The sequence below is a fragment of the Cellulomonas sp. NS3 genome, assembly GCF_024757985.1.
GTDB lineage: Bacteria > Actinomycetota > Actinomycetes > Actinomycetales > Cellulomonadaceae > Cellulomonas_A.
The window spans coordinates 1,379,165-1,404,815 of the sequence record NZ_CP103289.1 but is presented as its reverse complement, the minus strand read 5'-3'; the positions used below and the strand labels follow the sequence as shown (position 1 = coordinate 1,404,815).

At 75.1% G+C, this 25,651-nt stretch carries 22 protein-coding genes; 14 read left to right on the top strand and 8 right to left on the bottom strand.

The genetic code is table 11. The features are described from left to right. The first annotated feature begins 66 nt into the window (after positions 1 to 66). The 4 genes from NXY84_RS06515 (at position 67) to glf (ending at position 6,239) form a co-directional block, all read left to right on the top strand. On the top strand, positions 67 to 1,983 hold the full coding sequence (locus tag NXY84_RS06515) for a sugar-binding domain-containing protein (RefSeq protein ID WP_258726306.1): 1,917 nt from the start codon (positions 67 to 69) through the stop codon (positions 1,981 to 1,983). A gap of 208 nt (positions 1,984 to 2,191) precedes the next feature. Beyond that, positions 2,192 to 4,738, top strand: a complete 2,547-nt coding sequence (locus NXY84_RS06510; protein ID WP_258726305.1) for a family 1 glycosylhydrolase — start codon at positions 2,192 to 2,194, stop codon at positions 4,736 to 4,738. Then, a complete protein-coding gene (locus tag NXY84_RS06505) occupies positions 4,735 to 5,052 on the top strand; it encodes a hypothetical protein (RefSeq protein WP_258726304.1) in 318 nt (105 codons plus the stop codon). The genes NXY84_RS06510 and NXY84_RS06505 overlap by 4 nt, the downstream gene beginning before the upstream one ends. After that, positions 5,049 to 6,239, top strand: a complete 1,191-nt coding sequence (glf, locus tag NXY84_RS06500; protein WP_258726303.1) for a UDP-galactopyranose mutase — start codon at positions 5,049 to 5,051, stop codon at positions 6,237 to 6,239. The genes NXY84_RS06505 and glf overlap by 4 nt, the downstream gene beginning before the upstream one ends. A gap of 71 nt (positions 6,240 to 6,310) precedes the next feature. Here the strand turns inward: glf and NXY84_RS06495 are convergent, their stop codons facing one another. Both NXY84_RS06495 and NXY84_RS06490 read right to left on the bottom strand, forming a co-directional pair. Beyond that, complete coding sequence (locus NXY84_RS06495) at positions 6,311 to 8,626, bottom strand: ATP-binding SpoIIE family protein phosphatase (RefSeq protein ID WP_258726302.1); 2,316 nt, start codon at positions 8,624 to 8,626, stop codon at positions 6,311 to 6,313. A gap of 183 nt (positions 8,627 to 8,809) precedes the next feature. Then, positions 8,810 to 9,700 carry a DUF72 domain-containing protein gene (locus NXY84_RS06490; protein WP_258726301.1) on the bottom strand — a complete coding sequence of 297 codons (891 nt, stop codon included), beginning with the start codon at positions 9,698 to 9,700 and terminating at the stop codon, positions 8,810 to 8,812. A gap of 234 nt (positions 9,701 to 9,934) precedes the next feature. Between NXY84_RS06490 and NXY84_RS06485 the strand changes: the two genes are divergently transcribed. The 7 genes from NXY84_RS06485 (at position 9,935) to NXY84_RS06455 (ending at position 18,765) form a co-directional block, all read left to right on the top strand. Then, the gene (locus tag NXY84_RS06485; RefSeq protein WP_396126376.1) at positions 9,935 to 11,515 is read left to right on the top strand and encodes a stealth conserved region 3 domain-containing protein; all 1,581 of its coding nucleotides are present in this window, start codon (positions 9,935 to 9,937) and stop codon (positions 11,513 to 11,515) included. A gap of 183 nt (positions 11,516 to 11,698) precedes the next feature. After that, complete coding sequence (locus tag NXY84_RS06480; RefSeq protein ID WP_258726300.1) at positions 11,699 to 12,589, top strand: metallophosphoesterase; 891 nt, start codon at positions 11,699 to 11,701, stop codon at positions 12,587 to 12,589. A gap of 122 nt (positions 12,590 to 12,711) precedes the next feature. Then, entirely contained in the window at positions 12,712 to 13,500 is a 789-nt protein-coding gene (locus tag NXY84_RS06475; RefSeq protein WP_258727129.1) for an HAD-IIB family hydrolase, read from the top strand. Positions 13,501 to 13,603: 103 nt separating this feature from the next. Beyond that, positions 13,604 to 13,798: a hypothetical protein gene (locus NXY84_RS06470; protein ID WP_258726299.1), complete on the top strand. Its 195-nt coding sequence runs from the start codon at positions 13,604 to 13,606 to the stop codon at positions 13,796 to 13,798. 175 nt (positions 13,799 to 13,973) lie between these two features. Beyond that, positions 13,974 to 14,996, top strand: a complete 1,023-nt coding sequence (locus tag NXY84_RS06465; protein WP_258726298.1) for a 3-oxoacyl-ACP synthase III — start codon at positions 13,974 to 13,976, stop codon at positions 14,994 to 14,996. Continuing rightward, the gene (locus tag NXY84_RS06460) at positions 14,993 to 17,779 is read left to right on the top strand and encodes an alpha/beta fold hydrolase (RefSeq protein ID WP_258726297.1); all 2,787 of its coding nucleotides are present in this window, start codon (positions 14,993 to 14,995) and stop codon (positions 17,777 to 17,779) included. The genes NXY84_RS06465 and NXY84_RS06460 overlap by 4 nt, the downstream gene beginning before the upstream one ends. Further along, positions 17,776 to 18,765: an NAD-dependent epimerase/dehydratase family protein gene (locus NXY84_RS06455; RefSeq protein ID WP_258726296.1), complete on the top strand. Its 990-nt coding sequence runs from the start codon at positions 17,776 to 17,778 to the stop codon at positions 18,763 to 18,765. Before NXY84_RS06460 ends, NXY84_RS06455 begins: the two co-directional genes overlap by 4 nt. Before the next feature lie 13 nt (positions 18,766 to 18,778). On the opposite strand, the gene NXY84_RS06450 is transcribed toward NXY84_RS06455, so the two are convergent. Beyond that, positions 18,779 to 19,516, bottom strand: coding sequence for a DedA family protein (locus NXY84_RS06450; protein ID WP_258726295.1), 738 nt, complete (start codon positions 19,514 to 19,516; stop codon positions 18,779 to 18,781). Between the two features lie 131 nt (positions 19,517 to 19,647). On the opposite strand from NXY84_RS06450, the gene NXY84_RS06445 reads away from it, so the two are divergent. Both NXY84_RS06445 and NXY84_RS06440 read left to right on the top strand, forming a co-directional pair. After that, on the top strand, positions 19,648 to 20,805 hold the full coding sequence (locus tag NXY84_RS06445; RefSeq protein ID WP_258726294.1) for a sensor histidine kinase: 1,158 nt from the start codon (positions 19,648 to 19,650) through the stop codon (positions 20,803 to 20,805). Further along, a complete protein-coding gene (locus NXY84_RS06440; protein WP_258726293.1) occupies positions 20,793 to 21,458 on the top strand; it encodes a response regulator transcription factor in 666 nt (221 codons plus the stop codon). Before NXY84_RS06445 ends, NXY84_RS06440 begins: the two co-directional genes overlap by 13 nt. Here NXY84_RS06440 and NXY84_RS06435 read toward each other — a convergent pair. From NXY84_RS06435 to NXY84_RS06415, 5 genes are all read right to left on the bottom strand, one after another. Beyond that, positions 21,455 to 22,135 carry an HAD family hydrolase gene (locus NXY84_RS06435; RefSeq protein WP_258726292.1) on the bottom strand — a complete coding sequence of 227 codons (681 nt, stop codon included), beginning with the start codon at positions 22,133 to 22,135 and terminating at the stop codon, positions 21,455 to 21,457. The two genes, NXY84_RS06440 and NXY84_RS06435, sit on opposite strands and share 4 nt — an antisense overlap. Then, positions 22,126 to 22,584 (bottom strand): PTS sugar transporter subunit IIA, encoded by a 459-nt coding sequence (locus NXY84_RS06430; RefSeq protein WP_258726291.1) that lies wholly within the window; start codon positions 22,582 to 22,584, stop codon positions 22,126 to 22,128. The genes NXY84_RS06435 and NXY84_RS06430 overlap by 10 nt, the downstream gene beginning before the upstream one ends. Continuing rightward, positions 22,584 to 22,814, bottom strand: a complete 231-nt coding sequence (locus tag NXY84_RS06425; protein WP_034630937.1) for a PTS transporter subunit EIIB — start codon at positions 22,812 to 22,814, stop codon at positions 22,584 to 22,586. Before NXY84_RS06425 ends, NXY84_RS06430 begins: the two co-directional genes overlap by 1 nt. 76 nt (positions 22,815 to 22,890) lie before the next feature. Beyond that, the gene (locus tag NXY84_RS06420; protein WP_183295614.1) at positions 22,891 to 23,124 is read right to left on the bottom strand and encodes a glucose PTS transporter subunit EIIB; all 234 of its coding nucleotides are present in this window, start codon (positions 23,122 to 23,124) and stop codon (positions 22,891 to 22,893) included. A gap of 16 nt (positions 23,125 to 23,140) precedes the next feature. After that, positions 23,141 to 23,959 (bottom strand): GntR family transcriptional regulator, encoded by an 819-nt coding sequence (locus NXY84_RS06415; protein WP_258726290.1) that lies wholly within the window; start codon positions 23,957 to 23,959, stop codon positions 23,141 to 23,143. Between the two features lie 209 nt (positions 23,960 to 24,168). Between NXY84_RS06415 and NXY84_RS06410 the strand changes: the two genes are divergently transcribed. Beyond that, positions 24,169 to 25,563 (top strand): PTS transporter subunit EIIC, encoded by a 1,395-nt coding sequence (locus NXY84_RS06410; RefSeq protein WP_258726289.1) that lies wholly within the window; start codon positions 24,169 to 24,171, stop codon positions 25,561 to 25,563. The last annotated feature ends 88 nt before the right edge of the window (positions 25,564 to 25,651 follow it).

Below are 25,651 nucleotides of genomic sequence, written 5' to 3'. Positions count from 1 at the left end.
CAGATGAGAGGTCGGAGGTCCTGCGCCCGCGTGCCGAGCGCGCGCGGCTGGGACACGATGAACCGCATGGCTCACGGACCCGCGCCGATCGTCCCCACCGACGTGCACCATCCCCGCCCGCAGTTCGTGCGGCCCGGCTGGGTGGACCTCAGCGGCCCGTGGGGGTTTGCGTTCGACGACGCCATGGTCGGCATGCACGACGACTGGCACGACGGCGACCCCGCGCACTTCGACCGGCAGATCCAGGTGCCGTTCCCGTTCGAGTCGCCCGCGAGCGGGATCAACGACACGGGGTTCCACCCGGTCGTCTGGTACCGGCGCACCTTCACCGCGCAGGAGCGCGACGGCCACCGGCTGCTCCTGCACTTCGGCGCCGTGGACTACCGCGCGCACGTGTGGGTCAACGGCCAGTCCGTCGCGTACCACGAGGGTGGGAACACGCCCTTCACCGCGGACATCACCTCCGCACTGGCGCCCGAGGGCGAGCAGGTGGTCGTGGTCCGGGCCGAGGACCTGCCGGGCGACCTGCGCCAGCCGCGCGGCAAGCAGGACTGGCAGCCCGAGTCGCACGCCATCTGGTACGACCGCACGTCCGGGATCTGGCAGACGGTGTGGCTCGAGCAGGTCCCCGCGGCCCGGATCCGCGCGCTGCGCTGGAAGCCGGACGCGGACGGGCGCGGGGTCGACATGGACGTGCGCGTGCGGACCGACGGCCGGGAGGGTGCGCGCCTGCGGGTCGTGCTGCGGCAGGGCGAGCGGCTGCTCTCGGACGACGTCTACTCCGTCGACCGCGGGCAGGTCCAGCGCCGCATCACGCTCGCGGAGCACGACATGAGCCTCGGGCACTCCGACCTCCTGTGGTCGCCCGAGCACCCCAACCTCATCGACGCGACGCTCGTGCTCCTGGACGGCGACGAGGTCCTCGACACCGTCGGCAGCTACACCGCGGTCCGCAGCATCTCCGCGTCGCGCGACCGCCTGCTGCTCAACGGGCGCCCGTACTACCTCCGGCTCGTGCTCGCCCAGGGGTTCTGGCCGGAGTCCCACCTCGCCGCCCCCGACCCCGACGCGCTCCGTCGCGAGGTCCAGCTCGTCAAGGACCTCGGGTTCAACGGCGTCCGGCTGCACCAGAAGGTCGAGGACCCGCGCTTCCTCGCCTGGTGCGACCGCCTCGGCGTGCTCGTGTGGGCCGAGATGCCCGCGGCGTACGAGTTCTCCGTGACGACCATCCAACGGCTCACCCGCGAGTGGCTCGAGGTGCTCGACCGCGACGCGAGCCACCCGTGCATCATCGCGTGGGTCCCCGTGAACGAGAGCTGGGGCGTGCCCGCGCTCGAGCGCTCGGCGGAGCAGCAGAACCTCGTGCGGGCCCTGTACCACCTGACGAAGTCCCTCGACGGCGACCGTCTCGTGATCGGCAACGACGGCTGGGAGCAGCCCGTGACGGACGTCGTCACGGTGCACGACTACGCGTCCCGCGGGCAGGTCCTGCGGGACCGGTACGCCGACTGGGACCGGCTCGAGCACACCCTCGCCCGGACGCAGCCGGCGTACCGCGTCGTGCTGCTCGCGGGCGCCTCGCGCGAGGACCGGCCCGTGCTGATCAGCGAGTTCGGTGGCATCTCGTACGACCCGGACCAGCGCGCGGGGTGGAGCGGGTACGGCTCGGTGCGCAGCAGCGACCAGCTGCTCGCCGGGTACCAGGACCTCGTGCACGCGCTGCTCGACAGCGCCGCCGTCGTCGGCTTCTGCTGGACGCAGCTCACCGACACCCAGCAGGAGCGCAACGGCCTGCTGACCGCGGAGCGCGTGCCGAAGGCGCCCGTCGAGGCGATCCGGCGCATCACCACGCGCGTCTCGGCCGCGGTCCCGGGCGACGCGGTCGACGAGTTCTCCTACGGCGACTACCCGCCGGGGGGCCCGCGGGAGCCCTCGCCGGGCTACCGGATCGAGGGCGCCGAGGCCGGCCCGGACCCGCGCTGACCTGGGCGGCAGGGCCCTGACCTGGACACTTGCCCGTCTCCCCGAGGACACTCGCCGCGCCGACCCGGCGTTTCCGGCTTAGGTTGTCTGGCAGAACGGTTGGGTACACAGCCCCATGCACGGAGGACGCGAGAGCGTCCCCGACCTCGGAGGCACTGTGCGCCCAGACGATGCCGTCCCCACCCACCCGCTCCACCCGCTCCCGGACGTGGGCCGCACGTTCGTCGGCGGCTTCGAGAGCACCTACCACCCGGCCTCGGGCGTCGACGCCCTCGAGGTCACCGGCCACGTCGCCCGGTACGACGAGGACCTCGACCAGCTGCTCGCGGCCGGGGTGCGGCACCTGCGCTACCCGCTGCGGTGGCACCGCGTCGAGGCCGAGCCCGGGGTGTACGACTGGGACGAGACCGACCGCGTGCTGGGCACCCTGCGCGAGCGGGGCGCGGTCCCGATCGTCGACCTCGTGCACCACACGTCCTACCCCGACTGGCTGACCGACGGTTTCCGGGACGAGCGGTTCGGCCCCGCGTTCGTGCGGTACGCGACCGCCGTCGCGGACCGGTACCCGTGGCTCGCCGCGTACACGCTCTTCAACGAGCCGTTCGCGACGCTGTTCCTGTCCGGCCACGAGGCGCTCTGGCCGCCGTACGACCGCGGGGTGCCCGGGCTGCGCCGGCTGCTCCTCTCCGTGCTCCCGTCCGTGGCCGAGGCCGCGGCGTACTGGCGCACCGCGCTGCCGCACGCGCACCACGTGTGGGTCGACACCGCCGAGCACCACACCGCGACGGGGCCCGGCGTCGACTACGCCGCGCTCGCCAACGACCGGCGCCACGTCGTCCTCGACCTCGCCCTCGGCCACGACCTCGACCTCGGGCGGCCGTTCCTGCGCGAGCTCGTGGCGGACGGCGGCGAGGCGCTGCTGACCCTCCCGCCGCTGCGCGTGGACGTGCTCGGGCTCGACTACTACTGCCACTCGGAGTGGTTCTACGACGAGCACGGCAGCCACGCACCGTCGCCGCAGCCGGTGGGCATGGCGGACGTCGTCCAGCAGTACTCCGAGCGCTACGGGTTGCCGGTCATGCTGACCGAGACGAACCTGCGCGGGCTGCCCTCCGACCGCATCTCCTGGATGCGGTACACGCTCGAGCAGTACGAGCTCGCGCTGTCCCGCGGCGTCCCGCTGCACGGGTACTGCTGGTTCCCGCAGGTCGACTCCGCCGACTGGGACTCGCTGCTCGCGCGGACCGCCGGCCGCGTCGACCCCGTCGGCGTCGTGTCGCTCGACCTGGACGGCACGCGCCGGCGCACCGAGTTCACCGACGCCTGGGAGCGCGCCGCCGCGGGCACCGCGGTCGCGGACCTCCCCGCGGTGCGCTTCCAGCCGCCGTGCGACGACCAGCTCCAGGGCCTCCTGCCCGCCCTGGCGCACTGGCCGTGGCGCGACCCCACCGCCGAGCAGACGGTGCCGGCCCTGAGCGCCGACCTCCCCACGAGCCGCACCGGCTCCCCCGACCTCTCCGACCACGACCTCGACACCCGGGAGCACACCATGACCACGTTGCCGTCGTCCGCCGTACCAGCCACCACCGGCCCGACGCAGCCCGACCTCGTCGTGCTCTCCCATCTCCGGTGGCCGTGGGTCTGGCAGCGACCTCAGCACATCGTGTCGCGGCTCGCGCGGCAGCGGGCCGAGGCGGGCGCCCGGACCTACGTCGTCGAGGAGCCGGTCGTCGAGGACGTCGACAGCCCGCGCCTGGGGACGGAGGAGGTCGACGGGATCACGCGCGTCTGGCTCGTCCTGCCCGTGGCGCAGAGCCCTGTCGTCCGGTCCGAGGCCCATCCCGCTGACCGGGGCTTCGAGGACCCCGCGGCGGACTGCTACGGCGAGCTCCTCGCCGAGGCGCTCGGCGACCGGCCGCTCCCGCCCGACGTGTGGATCTACACCCCGATGGCGATCGAGCTCGCCCAGCGCCTCGAGCCCGGACGGCTCGTGTACGACGTCATGGACGACCTCGCGTCCTTCAAGAACGCGCCCGAGGGGCTCGTCCTGCGCCAGCGCCGGCTGCTGGCCGAGGCCGACGTCGTCTTCACGGGAGGCCCGTCGCTCGACCGGTCGATCCGCAGGCAGCGCAGCGCGGGCGTGCACCTGTTCCGCAGCGGCGTCGAGACCGAGCACTACGCCCAGAGCCGGCTGCTGCGCACCGAGCACGAGCGCCCGGTCGCGGGCTACGTCGGGGTGGTCGACGAGCGGCTCGACCTCGACCTCCTCGACGAGCTCGCGGACCACCTGCCCGACTGGACGATCCGGGTCGTCGGGCCCGTCGCGAAGATCGACCCGGCCGACCTGCCCCGGCGGCCCAACATCGAGTACCCGGGGATGGCGCGGTACGACGAGCTGCCCGCGGTCATGGCCGGCTTCGACGTCGCGCTCATGCCGTTCGCGCTCAACGAGGCCACGCGCTCGATCAGCCCCACCAAGACGCTCGAGTACCTCGCGGCCGGGCTGCCGGTCGTGTCGACCGCGGTGCCCGACGTGGTCGCGGACTACGCCGACGTCGTGTGCCTCGCGGACGACGGGCAGCAGTTCGCGGCGGCGTGCCGGCGCGTGCTGCTCGACGACCCGCGAGCGCGCGACCGCCGCGCGAGGCCGCTGCAGGCCCGGCAGGAGTGGGACCACATCGCGACGTCCATGGCCGGCCTGCTCGACGCCGCGCGGTCCGCGACCGCCGGCGCCCGGGCGGAGGAGACGGCATGACCGCGTGGCAGACGCAGGTGCGGCGCACCGCGCTCGCCCACGACCTCGAGGAGGCGCACCGCTATGCCGTCGGCGCCGCGTCGGCCGGGCTGCAGGACGCCGGGCTCGGCCCCGTGCGGCTCACGGGCACCGCCGTGCCGGTGCTCGCCGACGCGGCCGTCACCTCCGCGACGCCGTTCGTCCGCGCGCCGCTGCTGGCCCGGCTCTCCCGGGTGCGGCGGCTGCACAGCCCGCGCGCGGCGACCGACCCGGACCTCTGCCCGACGTGCCGGGTCCCGGCACCGTGCCCGACGACGAAGGAGCTGGACCAGTGACGACCACCCACCCGACCGGCACCGCGGGCCTCGCCGACCGCCTCGCGACCGCCGACCTCGTCGTCGTCGGCTCCGGGTTCTTCGGCCTCACCGTCGCCGAGCGCGCCGCGAACGAGCTCGGCAGGCGCGTCATCGTGCTCGAGCGCCGCTCCCACCTGGGCGGCAACGCGTACTCCGAGGTCGAGCCGGAGACCGGCATCGAGGTGCACCGCTACGGCGCCCACCTGTTCCACACGTCGAACCAGCGGGTCTGGGACTACGTGCGGCGGTTCACCGACTTCACCGGGTACCAGCACCGCGTGTTCACGGTGAGCAAGGGCCAGACGTTCCCGATGCCCATCAACCTCGGCACCATCTGCCAGTTCGTCGGCCAGCACCTCTCGCCGACGGAGGCCCGGGCGCTCGTGCGCGAGCACGCCGCCGAGGTCGACCCGGGCAACGTCACGAACCTCGAGGACAAGGCCATCTCCCTGATCGGCCGGCCGCTGTACGAGGCGTTCGTGCGCGGGTACACCGAGAAGCAGTGGCAGACCGACCCGCGCGAGCTGCCCGCGGAGATCATCAGCCGGCTGCCCGTGCGCTACAGCTTCGACAACCGGTACTTCAACGACACCTTCGAGGGCCTGCCGGTCGACGGGTACGCCGCGTGGCTCGAGCGCCTGGCCGACCACCCGCTGGTCGAGGTCGTCCTCGAGGTCGACTACCTCGAGGTGCGCGGACTCGTCCCGGCCGGGACGCCCGTCGTGTACACCGGGCCGCTCGACACGTACTTCGGGGACGCCGAGGGCCGGCTCGGGTGGCGCACGCTCGACTTCGAGCAGGAGGTGCTGCCGATCGGCGACTTCCAGGGGACGTCCGTCATGAACTACGCGGACTCCGACGTGCCGTGGACCCGGATCCACGAGTTCCGGCACTTCCACCCGGAGCGCGACTACCCGAAGGACAGGACCGTGGTCGTCCGCGAGTACTCCCGGACCGCCGAGCCGGGCGACGAGCCGTACTACCCGATCAGCACCGCACGCGACCGGGAGGTCCTCGCCCGCTACCGCGAGCGGGCGGCCGCCGAGCCGGACGTGTTCTTCGGCGGGCGGCTGGGGACGTACCAGTACCTCGACATGCACATGGCGATCGCCTCGGCGATGTCCCTGTTCGACAACCAGCTCGCGGCGCGGCTCACCGAGGGCTGAGCCGACGGTCCCCGGTGCGCCGCGTCCGCGCAGTGCACCGGGGTCCGTCCGCGCGCCCGGGGCGGACGCGGTCAGGTCGCGGGCGCCGGTCCCGGGTCGTGGACGGTCGCCCGGTCGAGCCGCAGGCGGAACCACACGCCCTTGCCGTCGCCGTCGGCGCTCACGTCCGTCCCCCACTCCTCCGCGAAGCGCTCGACGAGCTCCATCCCGCGGCCGCCGGTGTCCTCACGGCGGGCGTGGCGGACGCGCGGGAGGTCCGGGTTGTCGTCCTGCACGGCCACCGTGACGACGCCCTCGGCGCACGTGGCGGTCACGGTGACGACGTCCCGCACGAGCCCGTACTTGACCGCGTTCGTCACGACCTCGCTCGTGAGCAGCTTGACGAGGGCGAGGGCCGGTTCGCTCGCGCCGTGCTCGCGCGCGACGTCGACGACCCAGTGCCGGCTGGTGTGCGCCGACTGCGGGACGGCGGGGACCCGGAGCGTGCGGCGGTCGACGGCCGCGCCGCCGGCGTCCGGTGCCACGGGGACGCGCTCCTCGGTCACGGGGACAGCGGCGGTCACCGTCGCCTGCTCGCCCGCCCGTCGCACGCGGATCGCGACGACCGCGACGTCGTCGTGGGGGTGGGGCGGCAGCATCGCGTCGAGCACGTCGTCGCACAACGTCTCGAGCGGCGCGCCCGCCGACGCCGCGAGCCGCGCCCGCAGCGCCTCGATCCCGAGCGGCACGCTCTCCCCGCGCCGCTCGACGAGCCCGTCGGTGTACAGGAACAGCACCGACCCGGCCCCCACGCGCGTCGTCCACTCGTCGCGCTCGGCCTCCGGGTTGATGCCCAGCAGGAGGTTGGTGCGCTCGCCCGTGAGCTCCGTGACCGAGCCGTCCGGGTGCGCGACGAGCGGCGGCAGGTGCCCCGCGTTGGACCACCGCACGACGCGGTCGTCGCCGTCGGGGTCGTAGGGCGCCCGCTCGACGCGCGCCACGAGGCCCGTCGCGACCGTCGGGAGCTCGAGCGTGTCGATCGCCCGGTCCACGGCCCGGACGAGCTCGACCGGGGACGCCGGCGCAGTGACGGCGATCCCGCGCAGCATCGCCCGCAGCTGACCCATGGCCGCGGCCGCGTCGATGTCGTGCCCGACGACGTCGCCGATCACGACGACCGGCTCGCCGCTGCGCTGCAGGAACGCGTCGTACCAGTCGCCGCCGACCTGCGTGGCCTTCGCCGCCGGGACGTAGCGGACCGCGATCTCGAGGCCGTCGACCTGCGGCGGGGGGCTCAGCAGCGAGCGCTGGAGCGTCTCCGACGTGCGCGCCGCGACCGCTGCGGCCTCGCGCTCGGCCTGCAGCGCCATGAGCCGGTCGAGCGCCTGCGCGCACTGCGCCGCGAGGCTCTCGAGCAGCTCGAGCTCCTCGGCGTCGAAGTCCCGCTCGTCGACCCAGGACACCGCGAGCGCACCGACGCACGCGTCGCGCACCGTGAGCGGGAGGATGGCCCACGCGTCCCGCTGCGTGTCGGCGTACGCCGCGGCCATGGTCGGGTGGAGCTCGATGCCCGACGCCCGCGTGGGCAGCAGCAGCCGGCGGCCCGTGCGCGCGACCCAGGGGCCCGCGAGCGGGCTGTCGAACGGGAGGTGCTGGTACCGGGCCTGGACGTGCTCGCCGAGCGCAGCGGCGCTGACCCGCCAGCCGCCCGCGTCGTCGCGCGTGAACAGCGCCCCGCCCGCGGCGCCGAGCACGCGCGGACCCTGCGCGAGGACGATCCGCTCGAGGTCCTGCACCGTCTCCGCGGACGTCAGCTGCAGCGCGACCTCGCCCAGCCCCGCGACCCGACGCGCGGCGAGGTCGCGGGCCTCCTGCGCGGCGCCGAGCTGCTGCAGGCGCACGTAGAGGTCGGCCTCCATGAGCTCCAGCAGCTCGGGCGGCGGCGCGTCGCGGCCGTGGGCGCGCCGCTCGGCGACGTAGGCGGTCACGTCCTCGACCCGCTCGAGGATGAGGTCGGGGGCGCCGTCGAGGTCGGGCAGCGGGACGAGCGTGAGCGACCAGAACCGCTCGACGCGTCCGCCCCCGGCGGGAACCACGACGTCGTACTTCGCGAGCGGCACGACCTGCGGCCGGCCCGTGTCGCGGACGCGCTCGAGCGAGACCTGGAGCGGGTGGCGGCCGTCCTCGTCGACCGTCCCCGGGTCCGGGGGGAACACCTCGAAGACCGGGCGACCGACGACCTGCTCGCGGCTGCGGCCGACGAGGGCCGTGTACGCGGGGTTGACCTCGACGATCACGAGGTCGCGGTCCAGGACCAGGTAGGCGGTCGGCGAGGTCGCGAAGACCCGTCGGAAGTCGACGACACCGCCCGGGGCCGCCCGTGACAGCTCGTCCCGCTCGACCCGCATGTGCCTCCTCGACGACGACGGTCGCGCCGCGACCAGGGCCGTGCCCACCGTGAGCACCGCCGGGCCCCCCTCGGGTCCGGTGCCGCTCATCCTCGCCTGTCGCACAGCGCCTGCGCGCGCGGGACGTGCCGCACGGGCGGGTGAGCCTGCGACGGGTGTCGGCCGGGCCCGGCGCACCCGGGCTCAGAGGCCCGGCGGCGAGACCCCGAGCCGGGCCGCGAGGGCCATGGCGTCGAACGGCGCGCGGACCTTGACGTCGTTGTCGAAGTACACGAAGACGTCGCGCGGACGCTCCGGCGCCGGCGGTGTCAGCCGCGGGCCGTCCGGGGGCGGTGTGCCCGCCGACCACGCCCGGACCTTGGCCGCCCACGCGTCGAGGGCCGCGTCGTCGTAGCCCGACACGTAGAGCTCGCTGTCGCCGTGCAGCCGCACGTAGACGACGTCGCTCGTGACGTCCTCGAGGTGCGGCCACGTCCCCGCGGTGTCGGCGACCACGAGCCCGATGTCGTGCGCGCGCAGCAGCTCGGGGAACGCCGGGTCGAGGTAGGTCGCGTGACGCACCTCGAGGACGTGCCGCAGGGGCCGGTCCTCGTCGACCGTCGTGACCGCCTTCCCCTCGGGCACCTTGTCGTCGTGCCCGGCGGCGAGGACCGCCGCTGCACCCGTCGAGCGCGGGAGCAGGTCGAAGAACCGCGCGAGCCGGTCGGCGTCGAACCCGAGGTTCGGCGGCAGCTGCCACAGGACCGGCCCCGTGCGGTCGCCCAGCGCGAGCACCCCGGACGCGAAGAAGTTCGCAACCGCCGTCTCGACGCCCGCGAGCTTCTTCAGGTGCGTCACGAAGCGCGGGCCCTTGACCGAGAAGATGAAGCCGTCCGGCGTGTCGGCCCGCCAGGCCCGGTAGCTGTCGGGTCGCTGCAGCGAGTAGAACGAGCCGTTGATCTCGATCGAGCCGAGGCGCCGGGAGGCCCACTCGAGCTCGCGCCGCTGCGGCAGCCCAGGCGGGTAGAACTCCCCCCGCCACGGTGCGTACCGCCAGCCGGAGATGCCGATCCGCACCTGCCCCGACCCGGTCATGCTCGCGACTCTACGAGCGACGCGCGAGATCGACCCGGCGAGTGCGCCGCACCCGTCGGGTCGTCACGGCGCACGTCCACGGCACGTCGGGCAGGCCTCGCCCGGGTAGCCCGGACGGCGTACACTCTGCCCACTGCCCCCCGACGACGCTGCAGCACGTTCTGCGCGTCCGCCGCGCGAGGTGCACCGGCGCCGTCACCCACCGCCGACCACCTGGGAACCGCCATCACCACCTTGCCTGCGGACCTCGCCGCCTACGCCGCCCTCGCGACGACGAGCACGACGCTCACCCCGGCCTCCGAGCCGGGCGCGCACCTGCTCCAACGCGACGACGTCCTGCTCGTCAAGGGCAGGTACACGCTCGCGAACCGCACGCTCACCCCGCACGAGGCGACGGTCGCCGACCTGCTCTTCGTGCGCGAGGCGCTCGACGCCGCGGGCGTCGACCACCTCCTGGTGCGCGGCAACGGTGCCCGCCCGGTGGTCGCCGTCGACTGGGCGGACCGGTCCGCGCTGCGCGACGCGCTCACCCGGGCGTGCGCCGACGAGCCGTTCTACGTGCGCGCCGCCGACGCGACGAAGCCGAGGGCGCGCCTCGTCGCGACCGGCGGCCTGCACGCGACACCCAAGGCCCGGGTGCTGCGGCTCTTCCGGCCGCGCATCGAGCCCGTCGGCGGCCTGCGCTACGGCGCCGACCAGGCCGTGCAGGTCGAGCTGTGGCAGCACGGGCCCGACGAGGTCGTGCTGCCCGCCGAGAACTCGCTGACGCGCCGCACGGTGCACGTCGACGAGGTCACGCGCGGCACCGTCGAGCGCTACGGACGCACGTGGTCGACCATCGAGCACATGTTCACCGACCACGCGTCGGACCTGCCGTTCGAGATCGACATGGTGTTCTCGTGGGTCGACGGGACGTCGACCGCCTTCCAGAAGGCCCGCGCGGCCCGCATGAAGAGCTACGTGGTCGGCGAGGGCGACGACGCCCCGGCGCGCTACCGGCACGTCGACGAGCTGCGGTACGCGCTGCGCTCGGTGCACATGTTCGCGCCGTGGGTCCGGCGGATCTTCGTCGCCACCGACTCCCCGAAGCCGGCGTGGCTCGCGGACCACCCGGGCGTGACGTTCGTGCGCAGCGAGGAGTTCTTCGCGGACCCCTCGGTGCTCCCGACGCACAACTCGCACGCGGTCGAGGCCCAACTGCACCACATCCCGGGGCTCGCCGAGCACTTCCTGTACTCGAACGACGACATGTTCTTCGGCCGGCCGATCAGCCCGGACCTGTTCTTCTCCCCGGGCGGCGTCACGAAGTTCGTGGAGGCGACGACGCGCATCGGCCTGGGCGGCAACGACCCGCGCCGCAGCGGCTTCGAGAACGCGGCCCGCGTCAACCGCGCGCTGCTGCTCGAGCGGTTCGGGCGCCTCACGACCCGGCACCTGGAGCACTCGGCGGCGCCGCTGCGCCGCAGCGTGCTCGACGAGATGGAGCGCGAGTTCGCCGACCAGTTCGCCGCGACGGCCGCGAGCCGGTTCCGCTCCGCGACCGACATCTCGGTGACCAACTCGCTCTACCACTACTACGCGCTCATGAGCGGTCGCGCGGTGCAGACGACGGCCCGCACGAGGTATGTGGACACGACGTCGCGGGCGGGGCTCGAGGCGATGAAGTCGCTGCTCGCGAAGCGCTCGACGGACATGTTCTGCCTCAACGACGGCAGCTTCCCGGAGATCGACGAGGACGTGCGCGCCCGCGCCGTGCGCGACTTCCTCGACCGGTACTTCCCGGTCGTCGCGCCGTGGGAGAACGCCGACGCGTGACGCCGGGCCCTGAGGCGCCGCGGCCGGCCCGGCCGCGGCGCCTCAGGACGCCGGACGGGTGACCGATCGGGATGGACAGCGGCGCGCCTCACCCCGGGTGCCGCCCGTTCGACCATCGTTCATGCTGGGACGGTCGGATGGAGCTGACCGTCCGACCGTCGTCCCCGGTGAGATGAAAGCGTCATGACCTCGAACCACGCGGGCCGCCCCCAGGCCCGGCACGTCATCGCCCACTTCAGCGACACCCACTTCGTCTCGCCGCAGGACCCGCTGCTCTACGGGGTCGCCGACTCGCGCGCGCACCTCGCCGAGCTCCTCGCGGGCCTCGAGCACTCCGGCGCCGCACCCGAGGCCCTGCTGTTCACCGGGGACCTCGCGGACGTCGGGGACGCGGAGGCCTACCGGAGCCTGCGCGAGGTCGTCGAGCCCGCCGCCCGCCGGATGGGCGCGCGCGTCGTGTGGGCCATGGGCAACCACGACGACCGGGCGACGCTGCGGCGCGAGCTGACCGACGAGGCCCCGTCCGACGCGCCGTACGACCACGTGCTGCACCTCGGTGGCCTGCGCGTCGTCGTGCTCGACTCCTCGGTGCCCGGCTTCCACCACGGCGAGGTCACGCCCGTGCAGCTCGCGTGGCTCGCGGACGTCCTCGCGGCGCCGGCACCGGAGGGCTCGCTGCTGCTCATGCACCACCCCCCGGTCCCGTGCCTGCAGGACCTCGCGGTCGCGGTCGAGCTGCGCGACCAGGAGCCGCTCGCCGACGTGCTCCGCGGGACCGACGTGCGCGGCATCCTCGCCGGTCACCTGCACTACTCGACGTCCGCGACGTTCGCGGGCATCCCGGTCTCGGTCGCGTCGGCCACGTGCTACACCCAGGACCTGCGGACGCCGGACCGCGGGACGCGCGGCCGCGACGGCGCGCAGGCGTACAACCTCGTGCACGTGTACGACGAGACGGTCATGCACTCGGTCGTGCCGATCGGCGAGCACGTCACCGTGGGCACGTCGACGGTGACGCCCGACGCGCGCCCCGTCGTGGTGCCGACGCAGCGCGAGCTCGTCCGCGCGCGCTGAGCGGCCGCCAGGACCTCGGCGGACCGCGCCACCTCCGGACTCTGGGAGGATGGGGCGTCCACGTGCACCCGGGTGGCAGCGCGCTGCGCTCCCCCACCCGCTCCCGCCCCCCGGAGGGTCCCCTGTCCCGCGCACCCCGCCTCGTCGCGTTCGACCTGGACGACACCCTGGCCCCCTCGAAGTCCCCGCTCGCCCCGCGCATGGCCGGGCTGCTCCTCGAGCTGCTCGACGTCGTCGAGGTCTGCATCATCTCGGGCGGCCAGTTCGGCCAGTTCCAGATGCAGGTCGTCGACCGGCTGACCGGCGCGGACCCCGCGGCGCTCGCCCGCCTGCACCTCATGCCGACCTGCGGCACGCAGTACTACCGCCACACCGGCGCGGCGTGGGACCAGGTGTACGCCCAGAACCTCACCGAGGACGAGAAGCAGCGCGCGCTCGCCGCGGTCGAGGGCCAGGCCAGGGAGCTGGGCCTCTGGGAGCCCGAGACGTGGGGCCCGATCCTCGAGGACCGCGGGAGCCAGATCACCTTCTCGGCGCTCGGCCAGGCCGCGCCCGTCGCCGCGAAGTCGGAGTGGGACCCCACGGGCGCCAAGAAGTCCTCGTTGCGCGAGGCCGTCGCGGCGCTGCTGCCCGACCTCGAGGTCCGCTCGGGCGGCTCGACGTCGGTCGACATCACGCGCAAGGGCATCGACAAGGCGTACGGCATGACACGGCTCGCGGACCTGACCGGGATCGACCTGCAGGAGATGCTGTTCGTGGGCGACCGCCTCGACGAGGACGGCAACGACTACCCGGTGAAGGCGCTCGGCGTCCCCTGCCACGCCGTCGAGGGGTGGGAGGACACCGCCGCGTACCTCGACACGCTGCTGCCCGGGCTGCGCGCCGCCGTCGCGACGAGCCCGCAGGACTGACCGGCCGCGGCACGGCGACCCCGCGGGCGCAGATCACCGCGGGGTCCGTCCGCCCGGGCGTGTCGGCGCGGGCCGTGTCGGTGGCCGCGTCTACCGTCGGAGCATGACCAACCGGACGCACGCGTGCACCTACTTCGACGACGGCGAGCTCGTCTGCGGCTGCGGCCAGCAGGCCGTGTACGTCGTCGACGAGGACACGCTCGAGCTCGTGCTCACGCTCATGGACGACGACCTGACCCCCGGGCGCGACGAGCGCAGCCGCGGGGCACGCACCGAGGACCTCGCGGTCTCGGCCTGACGGCCGCGCAGCACCCCCGCGTGGCCGTGGACCCGGCGCGCCGACGGCCCCGACGAGGCGCACGTCACCTTCCCGGAGGGGTCCACCTGGTCGTGTGCGCGCGCGGGCTCGCACGGGGAGTGCGACGATGGCGCAGGTCCGGCCCGTCGGCGAACAGACGAACGCGAGGTGAGCAGTGAGCGGCAACGCGACCTCACGGCACCGCAACGCCGCTCTCCTCGCCCTCGCCTCGACGACACCCGACCGCGTGACGACCTCCGCGGACATCGACCGTCGCCTGGCCCCCGCGCTCAAGCGCCTCCGGCTGCCGCGCGGCCTGCTCCAGCGCGTCGCGGGCGTGCACGAGCGGCGCAACTGGGCCGACGGGCAGACGTTCGACGGCGCCGCGGTGGCCGCCGCGGAGAAGGCGCTCGCGGAGTCCGGGATCGACCGGCGCGAGGTCGGCCTCCTGGTCAACACCTCCGTCACGCGCAAGCACCTCGAGCCGTCCGTCGCGGTCCGCATCCACCACGGGCTCGGGCTGCCGTCGTCGGCCGTGAACTTCGACATCGCGAACGCGTGCCTCGGCTTCGTCAACGGCATGAACCTCGCGGCGCAGCTCATCGACGCCGGTCAGATCAAGTACGCCGTCGTGGTCGCAGGCGAGGACGCCGACGACATCCAGGACAACACGATCGAGCGCCTGATCGGCGACGACATCACGCGCGCGGACTTCATGCAGGAGTTCGCGAGCCTCACGCTCGGTTCGGGTGCCGCCGCCGCCGTCGTCGGGCCCGCGGACGCCCACCCCGAGGGGCACCGGATCCTCGGCGGGGTCACGCGCGCCGCGACGCAGTTCCACGACGTGTGCGTCGGCAGCGTCGAGGGCATGTACACCGACACCCGTGCGCTGCTCGAGGGCGGCATGGAGCTCGTCCTGGCCGCGTGGACCGAGGCCCGGCACGAGTGGGACTGGGCCGCGATGGACCGCTACATCCTCCACCAGGTCTCCGACGTGCACACCAAGGCGATCGTCAAGGCCGCCGGGCTCGACCGCTCGCGGATCCCGACGACGTACGGCCGCTTCGGCAACGTCGGCCCGGCGTCGATCCCGATCACGCTCGCGCACGAGGCGTCCTCGCTCGAGCCGGGAGACCGGCTGCTGCTCATGGGCGTCGGCTCAGGGCTCAACACGGCGATGATGGAGATCGCCTGGTGACGTCCCCGGGTGCGCCGGGGTGGACCGCCCCGGCATCCCTGCCTGCGCGCGGCCTCGCCGGGCTGGACGCCGGGTTCTCCCGGCTCGTGGACGCGGTGCAGACGACGCCGGACGCCGCCGGTCCGGTGCGCACGTGGCACGTCCTCGACAACGGGCCCCGGCTCGACGAGCGCGGCGTCGCGCCGGTCGGGACGGTCCTCGCCGTGCACGGCAACCCGACCTGGTCCTACCTCTGGCGGCGGCTCGTCGCGGCGGCCACCGAGGCCGCGGACGCCGGGCGGCCCGCGTGGCGGGTCGTCGCGGTCGACCAGCTCGAGATGGGCTTCTCCGAGCGGACCGGCGAGCACCGGCCGCTCGCCCGCCGGGTCCGCGACCTGGGCGACCTCACCGACGCGCTCGGCCTCGCCGGGCCGGTGGTGACGCTCGGGCACGACTGGGGCGGTGTGGTCTCGCTCGGCTGGGCCGTGGACCACCCGGACCTGCTGGCGGGAGTCGCCGTCCTCAACACCGCGGTCCACCAGCCCGCCGGGACGCCGGTGCCGGCCCCGCTGCGGCTCGCGCTGCGCCGTGGCGTGCTCGCCTCCTCGACCCGGCGCACGACCGCCTTCCTCGACACCACGCTGGCGCTCGCGCACCCGCCGCTCCCCCCGGAGGTGCGGGCCGGGTACCGGGCGCCGTACCGCAGCGCGGACCGTCGCGGCGGGATCGAGGGCTTCGTCGCGGACATCCCCGTCGACGCGACGCACGAGAGCGCCGCGGAGCTCGACCGCGTCGCCGGGGGCGTCAGCGCGCTCGACGTGCCGGCGCTCGTGCTGTGGGGCGCCCGGGACCCCGTGTTCCGCGACCGGTACCTCGACGACCTGCAGGCTCGTCTGCCGCACGCGGACGTGCACCGGTTCGAGGCCGCGGGGCACCTGGTCGCCGAGGACGTCGACCACCCGGCGGCCGTGCTCGACTGGCTCGACGACCGTCTGGGAGCGAGCGCCGCAGCCGCGCCGCACCGGGCCGACGCGGCTGCGCGCGCCGTCGCGGACACCCACGGGCGGCACGCCGCAGCCGGCCCCGTCGCGGACCCGGCCCCGAGCCGTCCCGCGCACGCCGCCGGGCACGCGGGGAGCGACTGGGGCGACCGGGAGCCGCTCTGGCACCACCTCGAGGCGCTGGCCGACAGCCCGGACACCGCCCTCGTCGAGCTCGCGCCCGCGGCCGGGCCCGCGCCGCGCGTCGTGAGCTGGCGGCTCCTCGCGCGGCGCGTCCGGGAGATCGCCGCGGGTCTCGACGCCCTGGGGGTGCGGCGCGGCGACCGGGTCTCGCTCGTCGTCCCGCCCGGCGCGGACCTGACCGCCGTCCTCTACGCGTGCCTGCGCATCGGCGCGGTGGTCGTCGTCGCCGACGCGGGCCTGGGCGTCCGCGGCCTCACGCGCGCCGTCCGCGGAGCACGCCCGGACGTCGTGATCGGGGCCGTGCCCGGGCTGTCCGCGGCCCGCGCGCTCGGCTGGCCGGGGCGCCGCATCTCGGTGACGCCGCTCGCACCCGCGCTGGCCCGGACGCTCGGCGTCGAGCACGCGCTCGCCGACGTCGCGGAGCTCGGCGCCCACCGGCAGCCGCCCGCGCCGCCCGGACCGGACGACACCGCCGCGGTGCTGTTCACGTCGGGCTCGACGGGGCCGGCGAAGGGCGTCGTGTACACGCACGCGCAGCTCGCCGCAGCGTGCCGGGCGCTCGCGACCCGGTACGACCTCGGACCAGGGACCGGGCTCGTCGCGGGGTTCGCCCCGTTCGCGCTGCTCGCGCCGGGCCTCGGTGCGCGGACCGCGATCCCCGCGATGGACGTCACGTCGCCGCGCACGCTCACGGCCGCCGCGGTCGCCGACGCTGCCGCCGCCGTCGACGCGACGGTGCTGTTCCTGTCCCCCGCGGCGCTCGCGAACGTCGTCGCGACGGCCGACGGGCTCACCGTCGAGCAGCGCGCCGGCCTCCGGTCGGTGCGGACGTTCCTGTCCGCGGGCGCGCCCGTGCCGGTCGACCTGCTCGCGCGCGCCGCGGAGCTCCTGCCGCACGCGACCCCGCACACGCCGTACGGGATGACCGAGTGCCTCGTGGTCACCGACATCACGCTCGACGAGATCTGCGACGCCGCCGCCCGCCCGCGCACCGCGTCGGACGCGGGCGGTGTGTGCGTCGGGCGTCCGGCGGCGGGTGCCGAGGTCCGGATCAGCGCGCTCGACGGCGACGGCGCCGCGACGGGTGCGCCCGCGGCCGAGCCGGGCGTGACCGGTGAGATCGTGGTCTCGGCGCCGCACCTCAAGGAGCGCTACGACCGCCTGCACCTCACCGACCGCGCGAGCGCCCGCGGCACGGGTGCCGAGCGGTGGCACCGCACCGGCGACGTCGGGCACCTCGACGCCGAGGGCCGCCTGTGGGTCGAGGGCCGGCTCGCGCACGTCGTCGTCACCGCGGACGGCGTCGTGACGCCCGTGGGGGTCGAGCAGCGCGTCGACGCGGTCCCCGGTGTCTCCCGCTCGGCGCTCGTCGGCGTCGGTCCGCGCGGTGCGGCGGTGCTCGTGGCGGTCGTCGAGACGAGTCCCGCCGCCCGTCACCCGGGCCTCGCCGCACCCGATCTGGCCGCCGCCGTGCGCGCCGCCGCGGGACGGCCCGTCGCGGCCGTGCTCGTCGTCCCGCGCATGCCGACCGACGTGCGGCACAACTCGAAGATCGACCGGACGCGGCTCGCCGCGTGGGCGGACGGCGTGCTCGCGGGCCGACGGGCCCGTCGACCGTGAAGGTGCTCGTCACCGGTGCGAGCGGGCTCCTCGGACGCGCCGTGGCCGACGCGCTGCACGCCGCGGGGCACGAGGTCCGCACGTTCCAGCGCCGCCCGAGCGGTCTGGCCCACGCGCAGGACGTGCTCGGCTCGGTCACCGTCCCGGCGGAGATCGACCGCGCCGTCGCGGGGGTCGATGCGGTGGTGCACCTCGCGGCGAAGGTCTCGCTCGCGGGCGACCCCGCGCAGTTCCACGAGGTCAACGTCGGCGGGACGCGCCACGTGCTCTCGGCCGTGGCCCACCACGGGGTCGAGCGCCTCGTGCACGTGTCGTCCCCGTCGGTCGCGCACACCGGCGCCTCGATCGTCGGCGACGACGCGCTGCCCGCGGACCCGGCACGCGCCCGCGGCGACTACGCCCGGACGAAGGCCGAGGCCGAGGTCCTCGCGCTGGCTGCGGACCGGCCCGGTCTGCGCGTCGTCGCCGTCCGTCCGCACCTCGTGTGGGGCCCCGGCGACACCCAGCTCGTCGCGCGCCTCGCCGAGCGCGCCCGCGCCGGGCGGCTCCCCGTGCTCGACCGCGGGACCGTGCTGGTCGACACGACCTACGTCGACAACGCCGCGTCCGCGATGGTCGCCGCGCTCGGACGCCTCGACGCCCCCGACGGCACCGTGCGCGGCCGGGCGTACGTGGTGACGAACGGCGAGCCGCGGCCGATCGCCGAGATGCTGGGCGGCATCTGCACCGCGATGGGCGCACCGGCCCCGAGCCGGCACGTCCCCGCCGCGCTCGCCCGCTCCGCCGGGTCTCTCGTGGAGGCGGTGTGGCGCGTGCGGCCCGGCGCGGACGAGCCGCCGATGACCCGGTTCCTCGCCGAGCAGCTCTCGACCGCGCACTGGTTCGACCAGCGCCGCACGCGCGCCGACCTGCAGTGGGCTCCCGCGGTCACGCTCGACGAGGGCCTGCGCCGCCTGCGTGCGGCCTCCGGGGAGACCGGGCGCTGAGCGTCCGAGTCGCTCACGCGACCGCGGACCGCCGCCGGACCGCCGCCCGCACCGCGAACGCGAGGTACGCCGCCGCGAGCAGCGCGAGGACGACCACGACCGCCGTCGTGTAGGTCTCGACGGCCCGCTCGACGTCGGCCCACCGCTCGCCGAGGGCGTAGCCGACCGTCACGAGCGTGGTGTTCCAGACGGCGCTCCCGACCGTGGTGAGGACGACGAAGCGCCAGAGCACCATGCGCTCGACGCCCGCCGGGACCGAGACGAGGCTGCGCACGAGCGGGACGACGCGCCCGACGAGGACGGCCACGGCGCCGTACCGCGCGAACCACGCCTCCGCGGTGTCGAGGTCCTCGAGCCGCACGAGCGGCATGCGGTCGACCACGCGCCGGAGGCGGTCGCGCCCGAGCGCCACGCCGAGGCCGTAGAGCAGCACGGCCCCGACGAGCGAGCCGGCCGTCGTCCACGCGAGCACCTCGAGCAGCCCGAGCCGCCCCTGGGCGGCGGCGAACCCGGCGAGCGGGAGGATCACCTCGCTCGGGATCGGCGGCACGAGGTTCTCGAGCGCCACGGCGAGGCCCGCGCCCGGCGCGCCGAGCGCGTCCATGAGCCCGACGGCCCAGTCGCTCACGCGGTCCAGGAGCCCCGGAGCGCCCGCGCCGTCGAGGGGTGCGAGCTGCGGGTCGGCTCCGGCCGACGCCGACGCGGCCGGCGCGGAGGTGGGAGGGACGGGGACGGTCGTGGCAGTGGTCATGCCGTCGACGCTAGGAACCGCCCGGTCGCCGCACACCGAGGGTCGGCGCACGACCCGGGGGCGTCCGTCCGCACGCGATCGTGCGGGAACCCGCAGGGTCGCGGACGCCGGGTCGTGGCTACGGTGACCCGGTGAGCACACCCCTGCGCGCCACGGTCCGCGCCGTCGGCGGGTCGGTCGTCGGCGCGGTCGCGGTCCCCGCTGACGTCGCGGTGCTCGTGGTCGCGGTCCTCTGCGGCCCTCTCTCCCGGGTGTCCCGGCGCGCCGGTGCCGCGCGGTCCACGCTGCTGGACCGGGCCGTCGCCCTGCACGCACGTCGCCTGACCCGGTGGCTCGGTTGGACCCCGGCCCCCGCGTCCGTCGCGTCGCGCACCCGCTACCTCGGTGCGCACGTCCTCGTCGGTCTCGCGTGCGCGGGCGTCGCCGGCCTGCTCGTCTACGGGGTGGTCGGGACCGTGGCCGTGCTCGCCTCGTGGCTGCTGGGCGTCCGCCTGCTCGGCTCGCCCGAGAGCGCACCGACGACGGGCACCGAGGTGGCCACGCTCGTGCTCCCCGGCGCGCTGCTGCTCTACCTCGCCGTCGCGGGACTCGTCGGGATCCCCGTCGCGGACCGGCACCTCGCGGACACGCTGCTCGCGGGCCGCGGCCGACGGGCGCTCGAGCTCCGCGTCGAGGAGCTCACGGCCGCGCGCGCCGAGATCGTGGCGGCGGTCGAGGCGGAGCGGCGGCGCATCGAGCGCGACCTGCACGACGGCGTCCAGCAGCACGCCGTCGCGGTCGGCATGCTGGTCGACCGCGGGCGTCGCGCGACCGACCCGGCCCGGCGCGAGGAGCTCCTCGTCGCGGCCCGCTCCGCCGCCGAGCAGCTCGTCGCCGAGGTGCGCGACGCCGCGTGGCGCGTGCGACCGGCCGCGGTCGACGCCCTGGGGCTGCGCGCGGCGCTCGAGGACCTCGCCGCGCGCGCCCCGCAGCCCACGACCCTCGCCCTCGACCTCGCCGCGCGGTCGGCGCCCGCGGTCGAGCGCTGCGTGTACTACGTCGTCGCGGAGACGCTGACGAACGTCGGCAAGCACGCCGGGGCGACGTCCTGCCGGGTCGAGGTCCGCCAGGACGGCGGTACGGTGCGCGTGCGTGTGCGCGACGACGGCGTCGGTGGCGCCCGGCTCGACGCCGGCCGCGGCCTGGCCGGCCTCGCCGCCCGGGTGCAGGCCGAGGGCGGGACGCTCGGCGTGTCGAGCCCGGCCGGCGGGCCGACGGTCGTGGAGGTGCGCATCCCGTGCGGGTCGTGATCGCCGAGGACTCGGCCCTGCTGCGCGAGGGGCTGCGCGCCCTGCTCGTCGACGAGGGCGTCGACGTCGTGGGCGTGACCTCGGACGCCGACGGGCTGCTCGCGCTGCTCGAGGGCGGCGCGCGGCCGGACGTCGTCGTCACCGACGTACGGATGCCTCCGACGTACACCGACGAGGGCATCCGGGCCGCGCTCGAGCTCCGGGAGCGGTGGCCTCGGACGGGGGTGCTCGTGCTGTCGCAGCACGTGGAGACGGGTCAGACGGCGCGGCTGATGGAGCGTGAGGGCGCCGGCGTGGGCTACCTGCTCAAGGACCGCGTGATGCTCGTCGACGAGCTCGTGAGCGCGCTCGACCGGGTCGCCCGCGGTGGGTTCGTCGTCGACCCCGAGGTGGTCCGGCGCCTGCTCGGGCACGCGCGCCGGACCGACCCGCTGGCGGCGCTCACCGCGCGGGAGCGGGACGTGCTCGCGTCGATGGCCGAGGGACGGACCAACGCGGGGATCGGCGCCGCGCTGCACCTGTCCCAGTCGGCGGTGGAGAAGCACGTCAACGCGATCGTCCGCAAGCTCGACCTGCCCGACTCGGACGGCTACAGCCGGCGGCTGCTCGCGGTGATCCGCTACCTCGACGGGGCGTCCGCGCCGGAGGTCTAGCGCGCCCGGACCGCCGCCGCGAGCGCCGTCAGGTCGCCGCACGTCGCGTCGGCCCCGGCGGCGAGGAGCACGTCGTCCGGCTGGCTCGTGCGGACGCCGAGCACGAGCCCCACCCCGGCGTCGCGGGCCGACGCGATCCCGGCCGGGGAGTCCTCGAGCGCGACGAGCGCCGCGGGCGGCAGCCCGAGGGCCTGCGCGCCGCGGCGGAACGGCTCGGGGTCCGGCTTGCCGTGCGTGCAGTCCTCCGCGGTCACGAGCCGCACCGCCCCGCGCGGGACGCCGAGCCCGTCGAGCGCCGGCAGCGCCCACGACAGCCGCGCGGACGTCACGACGCACACGGGGACCTCGGCGCGCACGCAGGCCGCGAGCAGCTCGGCGGCGCCGGCGACGGCCTCGGGCGGGGCGCTCGCCCGGGCCAGCACGTCGAGCACGCCCTGGGTCAGCGCGTCGGGGTCCTCGCCCGTCCACGGCCCGTCGAGCACCGGGAACACCTCGACCGCGCGCCGGCCCGCGAACTCGCGCACGACGTCGTCGTGCACGTCCCAGCCGCGCGCGGCGAAGTAGTCGCGGTACGCCTGGCGGTGCAGCGGCTCGCTGTCGACGAGCGTCCCGTCGAGGTCGATCAGCAGCCCGGCGGTGTCGGCCAGGCGCGCCGCCACGCGCGGGCTCAGCTCCACTCGAACAGCGCGTCCCCGGGGCTGACCTGCGCACCGATCGCGACGAGCGGCGTGAGGCTGCCCGGTACGCCCTCGAGCGCGACGACCGGGCAGATGGGCGAGCGCCCGCCGGCCTCGACCTGGCCCGGGTCCCAGCTCACGACCACGTCGCCGGCCTCGACGACGTCGCCCTCGGCCGCGTGCAGCTCGAAGCCCTGGCCCTGGAGCTGGACGGTGTCGAGCCCGAGGTGCACGAGCGCCGCACGCCCGTCGCCCCCGACGACCACGAACGCGTGCGCGTGGAGCTTGGCGATCGTGCCGCTCACCGGGGCGATCGCGTTGACGACACCCTCGCGCGGCGGGTCGATCGCGAGGCCGGGCCCGACGATCTCGCCGCCGAACACCGGGTCGGGCACGTCGGCCATCGCGTGCACGACGCCCGCGACCGGGGCCAGCACCGTGAGTCCCATCAGCGGAGGTCCTCGATGTCGGAGGCGATCGTGTCGGCCTCGGGGCCGACGACGACCTGGACCGCGGTGCCCGAGCGCATGACGCCGAACGCGCCGGTGGCCTTGAGGACCGCCTCGTCGACGAGCGAGGGGTCGACGACCTCGACGCGCAGGCGCGTGATGCACGCCTCGAGGTCGACGACGTTCGCGTCGCCGCCGAGGCCCGCGAGGATCTGCTCTGCCTTGCTCATGAGTTCTCCCTTGATGTCGGACGGGGGCTGCCGGGCCCCCGCGTGTCTGCGCCGGCCCTCGCGGAGCTCCTGCGGTTCACAGGAGCTCCTCGAGGTCCGCCGCGATCGTGTCGACGTGCGGGCCGACCACGACCTGCACGACACGCCCAGCGATCATCACGCCGTGCGCGCCGGCGACGCGCAGGGCCTTGACGTCGACGAGCGCGGTGTCGCGCACCTCGGACCGCAGCCGTGTGGTGCAGGGCTCGATGTCGACGATGTTGGCGACCCCTCCGAGCGCCGCCAGAATGCTCTGGGCCTGAGCCGTCACCCGTTCCACCCTTCGTTCATGTCGCGACCCCGCTCATCGCCGGGTCGGCCGGCGTCCCGTCGCTCTGCCCCTGCGCAGGCGGCTGTGCCTGCGCCTCGGACGTGGTCCCGGACCTCGGTGTCAGAGCGCGCCTCGGTGCGCGCAGCGGGACCCACAGGACGTAACGGTCGGCCCGGTAGACCGACCGCGAGTACACGCACGCGGTCTCGCCGGCGAAGGTGCGCCGGGAGAGCCGCAGGACCGCGCGCCCGACGGGGACGCGCAGCAGCTCGGCGTCCGCGGCGTGCACCTCGGTCGCCGCGACGACGTCCTCGCCCCAGTCGGGCTCGAGCCCGCGGCGGCGGAGCTCGCCGTAGACGCTCTGCGGGACGTCGCCGTCGAACAGGCCGGGCACGAGCCGGCAGGGCAGCCAGGACTGCTCGATCGCCATGGGCTCGCCGTCGGCGAAGCGCACGCGGTGCAGGTAGAACGTCATCTCGCCGGGGAGGATGTCGAGCGCGTCGGCGATGTCGGGCGTGGCCTCGACGACCTCGGCGGACAGGACCTCGGACGACGGCGTCATGCCGCGGCGGGCCATCTCCTCGCCGAACGACGCGAGGCGCACCTCGAGGTCGACCTTGCCGGGGGCGACGAACGTGCCGCGGCCCTGCTCGCGGGCCAGCAGGCCCTCGACGACGAGCGCGTCGACGGCCTGGCGCACGGTCATCCGGGAGACGCCGAACCGCTCGCACAGCGCGCGCTCGGACGGGATGGTGTCGCCCACGGAGAGCTCGTGCGTGACGAGCGAGCGCAGGTAGTCCCTGACCCGGACGTGCTTGAGAACCGAGCGACCCACCCTCATCCCCTCGTCGGGCCGCGGCGGGATCGCCGGACTCTTGACACCTTATGCGGCATTCCATCATGGTTGCCGCAACTGGTCCAGACATCTAGTGCAGCGCGTTCGGCCCACCGAAGTCCCGTCGCCCCACCCCCGCCCCACCCTCCACCCGATCGGCCCTGCGCCCCACCCGCACGGCCGCCCACCACGAGGAGTGACCCCCCGTCATGACCACCACCACCGCACCCGCCACGCGCGAGAAGCGGAGCATCCCCGGGCTGCCGCAGCTCCAGCGCGTCGGCCGCTCGCTCATGCTCCCCATCGCGTCCCTCCCCGCGGCCGCGCTCCTCCTGCGCCTCGGCCAGCCCGACATGCTCGGCGCCGACGGCCTCGCCGCCTCGTGGGGCGACTGGATGCTCCCCGTCGCCGCCGTGCTCGCCGCCGCCGGCAACGCGCTCTTCGCCAACCTGCCGCTGCTCTTCGCGCTCGGCGTCGCGGTCGGCTACGCGCGCAAGTCCGACGGCTCGACCGGCCTCGCGGCCGTCGTCGGCTACCTCGTCTTCAAGGGCGTGTCGGACGCGCTGTCGCCCTACGTGCTCGGCGAGCCCGAGGGCGACGACGCGCAGGAGCTCATCAACTACGGCGTGCTCGGCGGCATCGTCATGGGGCTCGTCGCTGCGCTGCTGTACCAGAAGTACTCGCGCATCAAGCTGCCGCCCTACCTCGCGTTCTTCGGCGGTCGGCGCTTCGTGCCGATCGTGACCGCGGGCATGGCGATCGTGGTGGCCGTCATCGGTGCGCTGATCTACCCGTGGTTCGACGCGGTCCTCACCGCGGTCGGCGACTGGGTCACCGGCTCGACGATCCTCGGCGCGTTCGTCTACGGCACCGCGAACCGCCTGCTCGTCCCGATCGGCCTGCACCACCTGCTCAACTCGCTGCCGTGGTTCCAGTTCGGCGAGTACACCGACGCGAACGGCGACGTGTGGAGCGGGGACATCAACCGGTTCCTGCACGGCGACCCGACCGCCGGGACGTTCATGACCGGCTTCTTCCCGATCATGATGTTCGCGCTGCCCGCCGCCGCCCTGGCGTTCGTGCACACCGCGAAGCCCGAGAAGCGCAAGGTCATCGCCGGGATCATGGGCTCGGCCGCGCTCGTCTCGTTCGTCACGGGCGTCACCGAGCCGCTCGAGTTCTCGTTCCTGTTCCTCGCGTACCCGCTGTACGTCATCCACGCGGTCCTCACGGGCACGTCGCTCGCGCTGACGAACTGGCTCGACATCCACCAGGGCTTCGGGTTCTCCGCCGGGGTCATCGACTACCTGCTCAACTTCAACATCGCGCAGAAGCCGCTCCTGATCATCCCGATCGGCCTCGGGTACGGGGTGCTCTACTACGTGCTCTTCCGCTTCGTCATCACGCGGTGGAACCTGCGCACGCCGGGCCGCGAGGACGACGAGGCGGCGGTCGACCCGAACAACGTGCTCGTCGACCAGCCCGCCGACGCCGTGCCCGCCACCGTCGGGGCGCGCCCCGCCGCGGAGCCGGGTGACGCGACGGCGACCGGACCGACCCTCACGAAGCCGGAGCGCGGCACCGGCGACGGCTCGCCGGCCTGACCGGGACGTGACGCGCCCGGGTCCGGTCGGCGGCACGCTCGCCGACCGGGCCCGGGCCGCCGCCCCGGCACCCCGCCCCCGCCCGTCG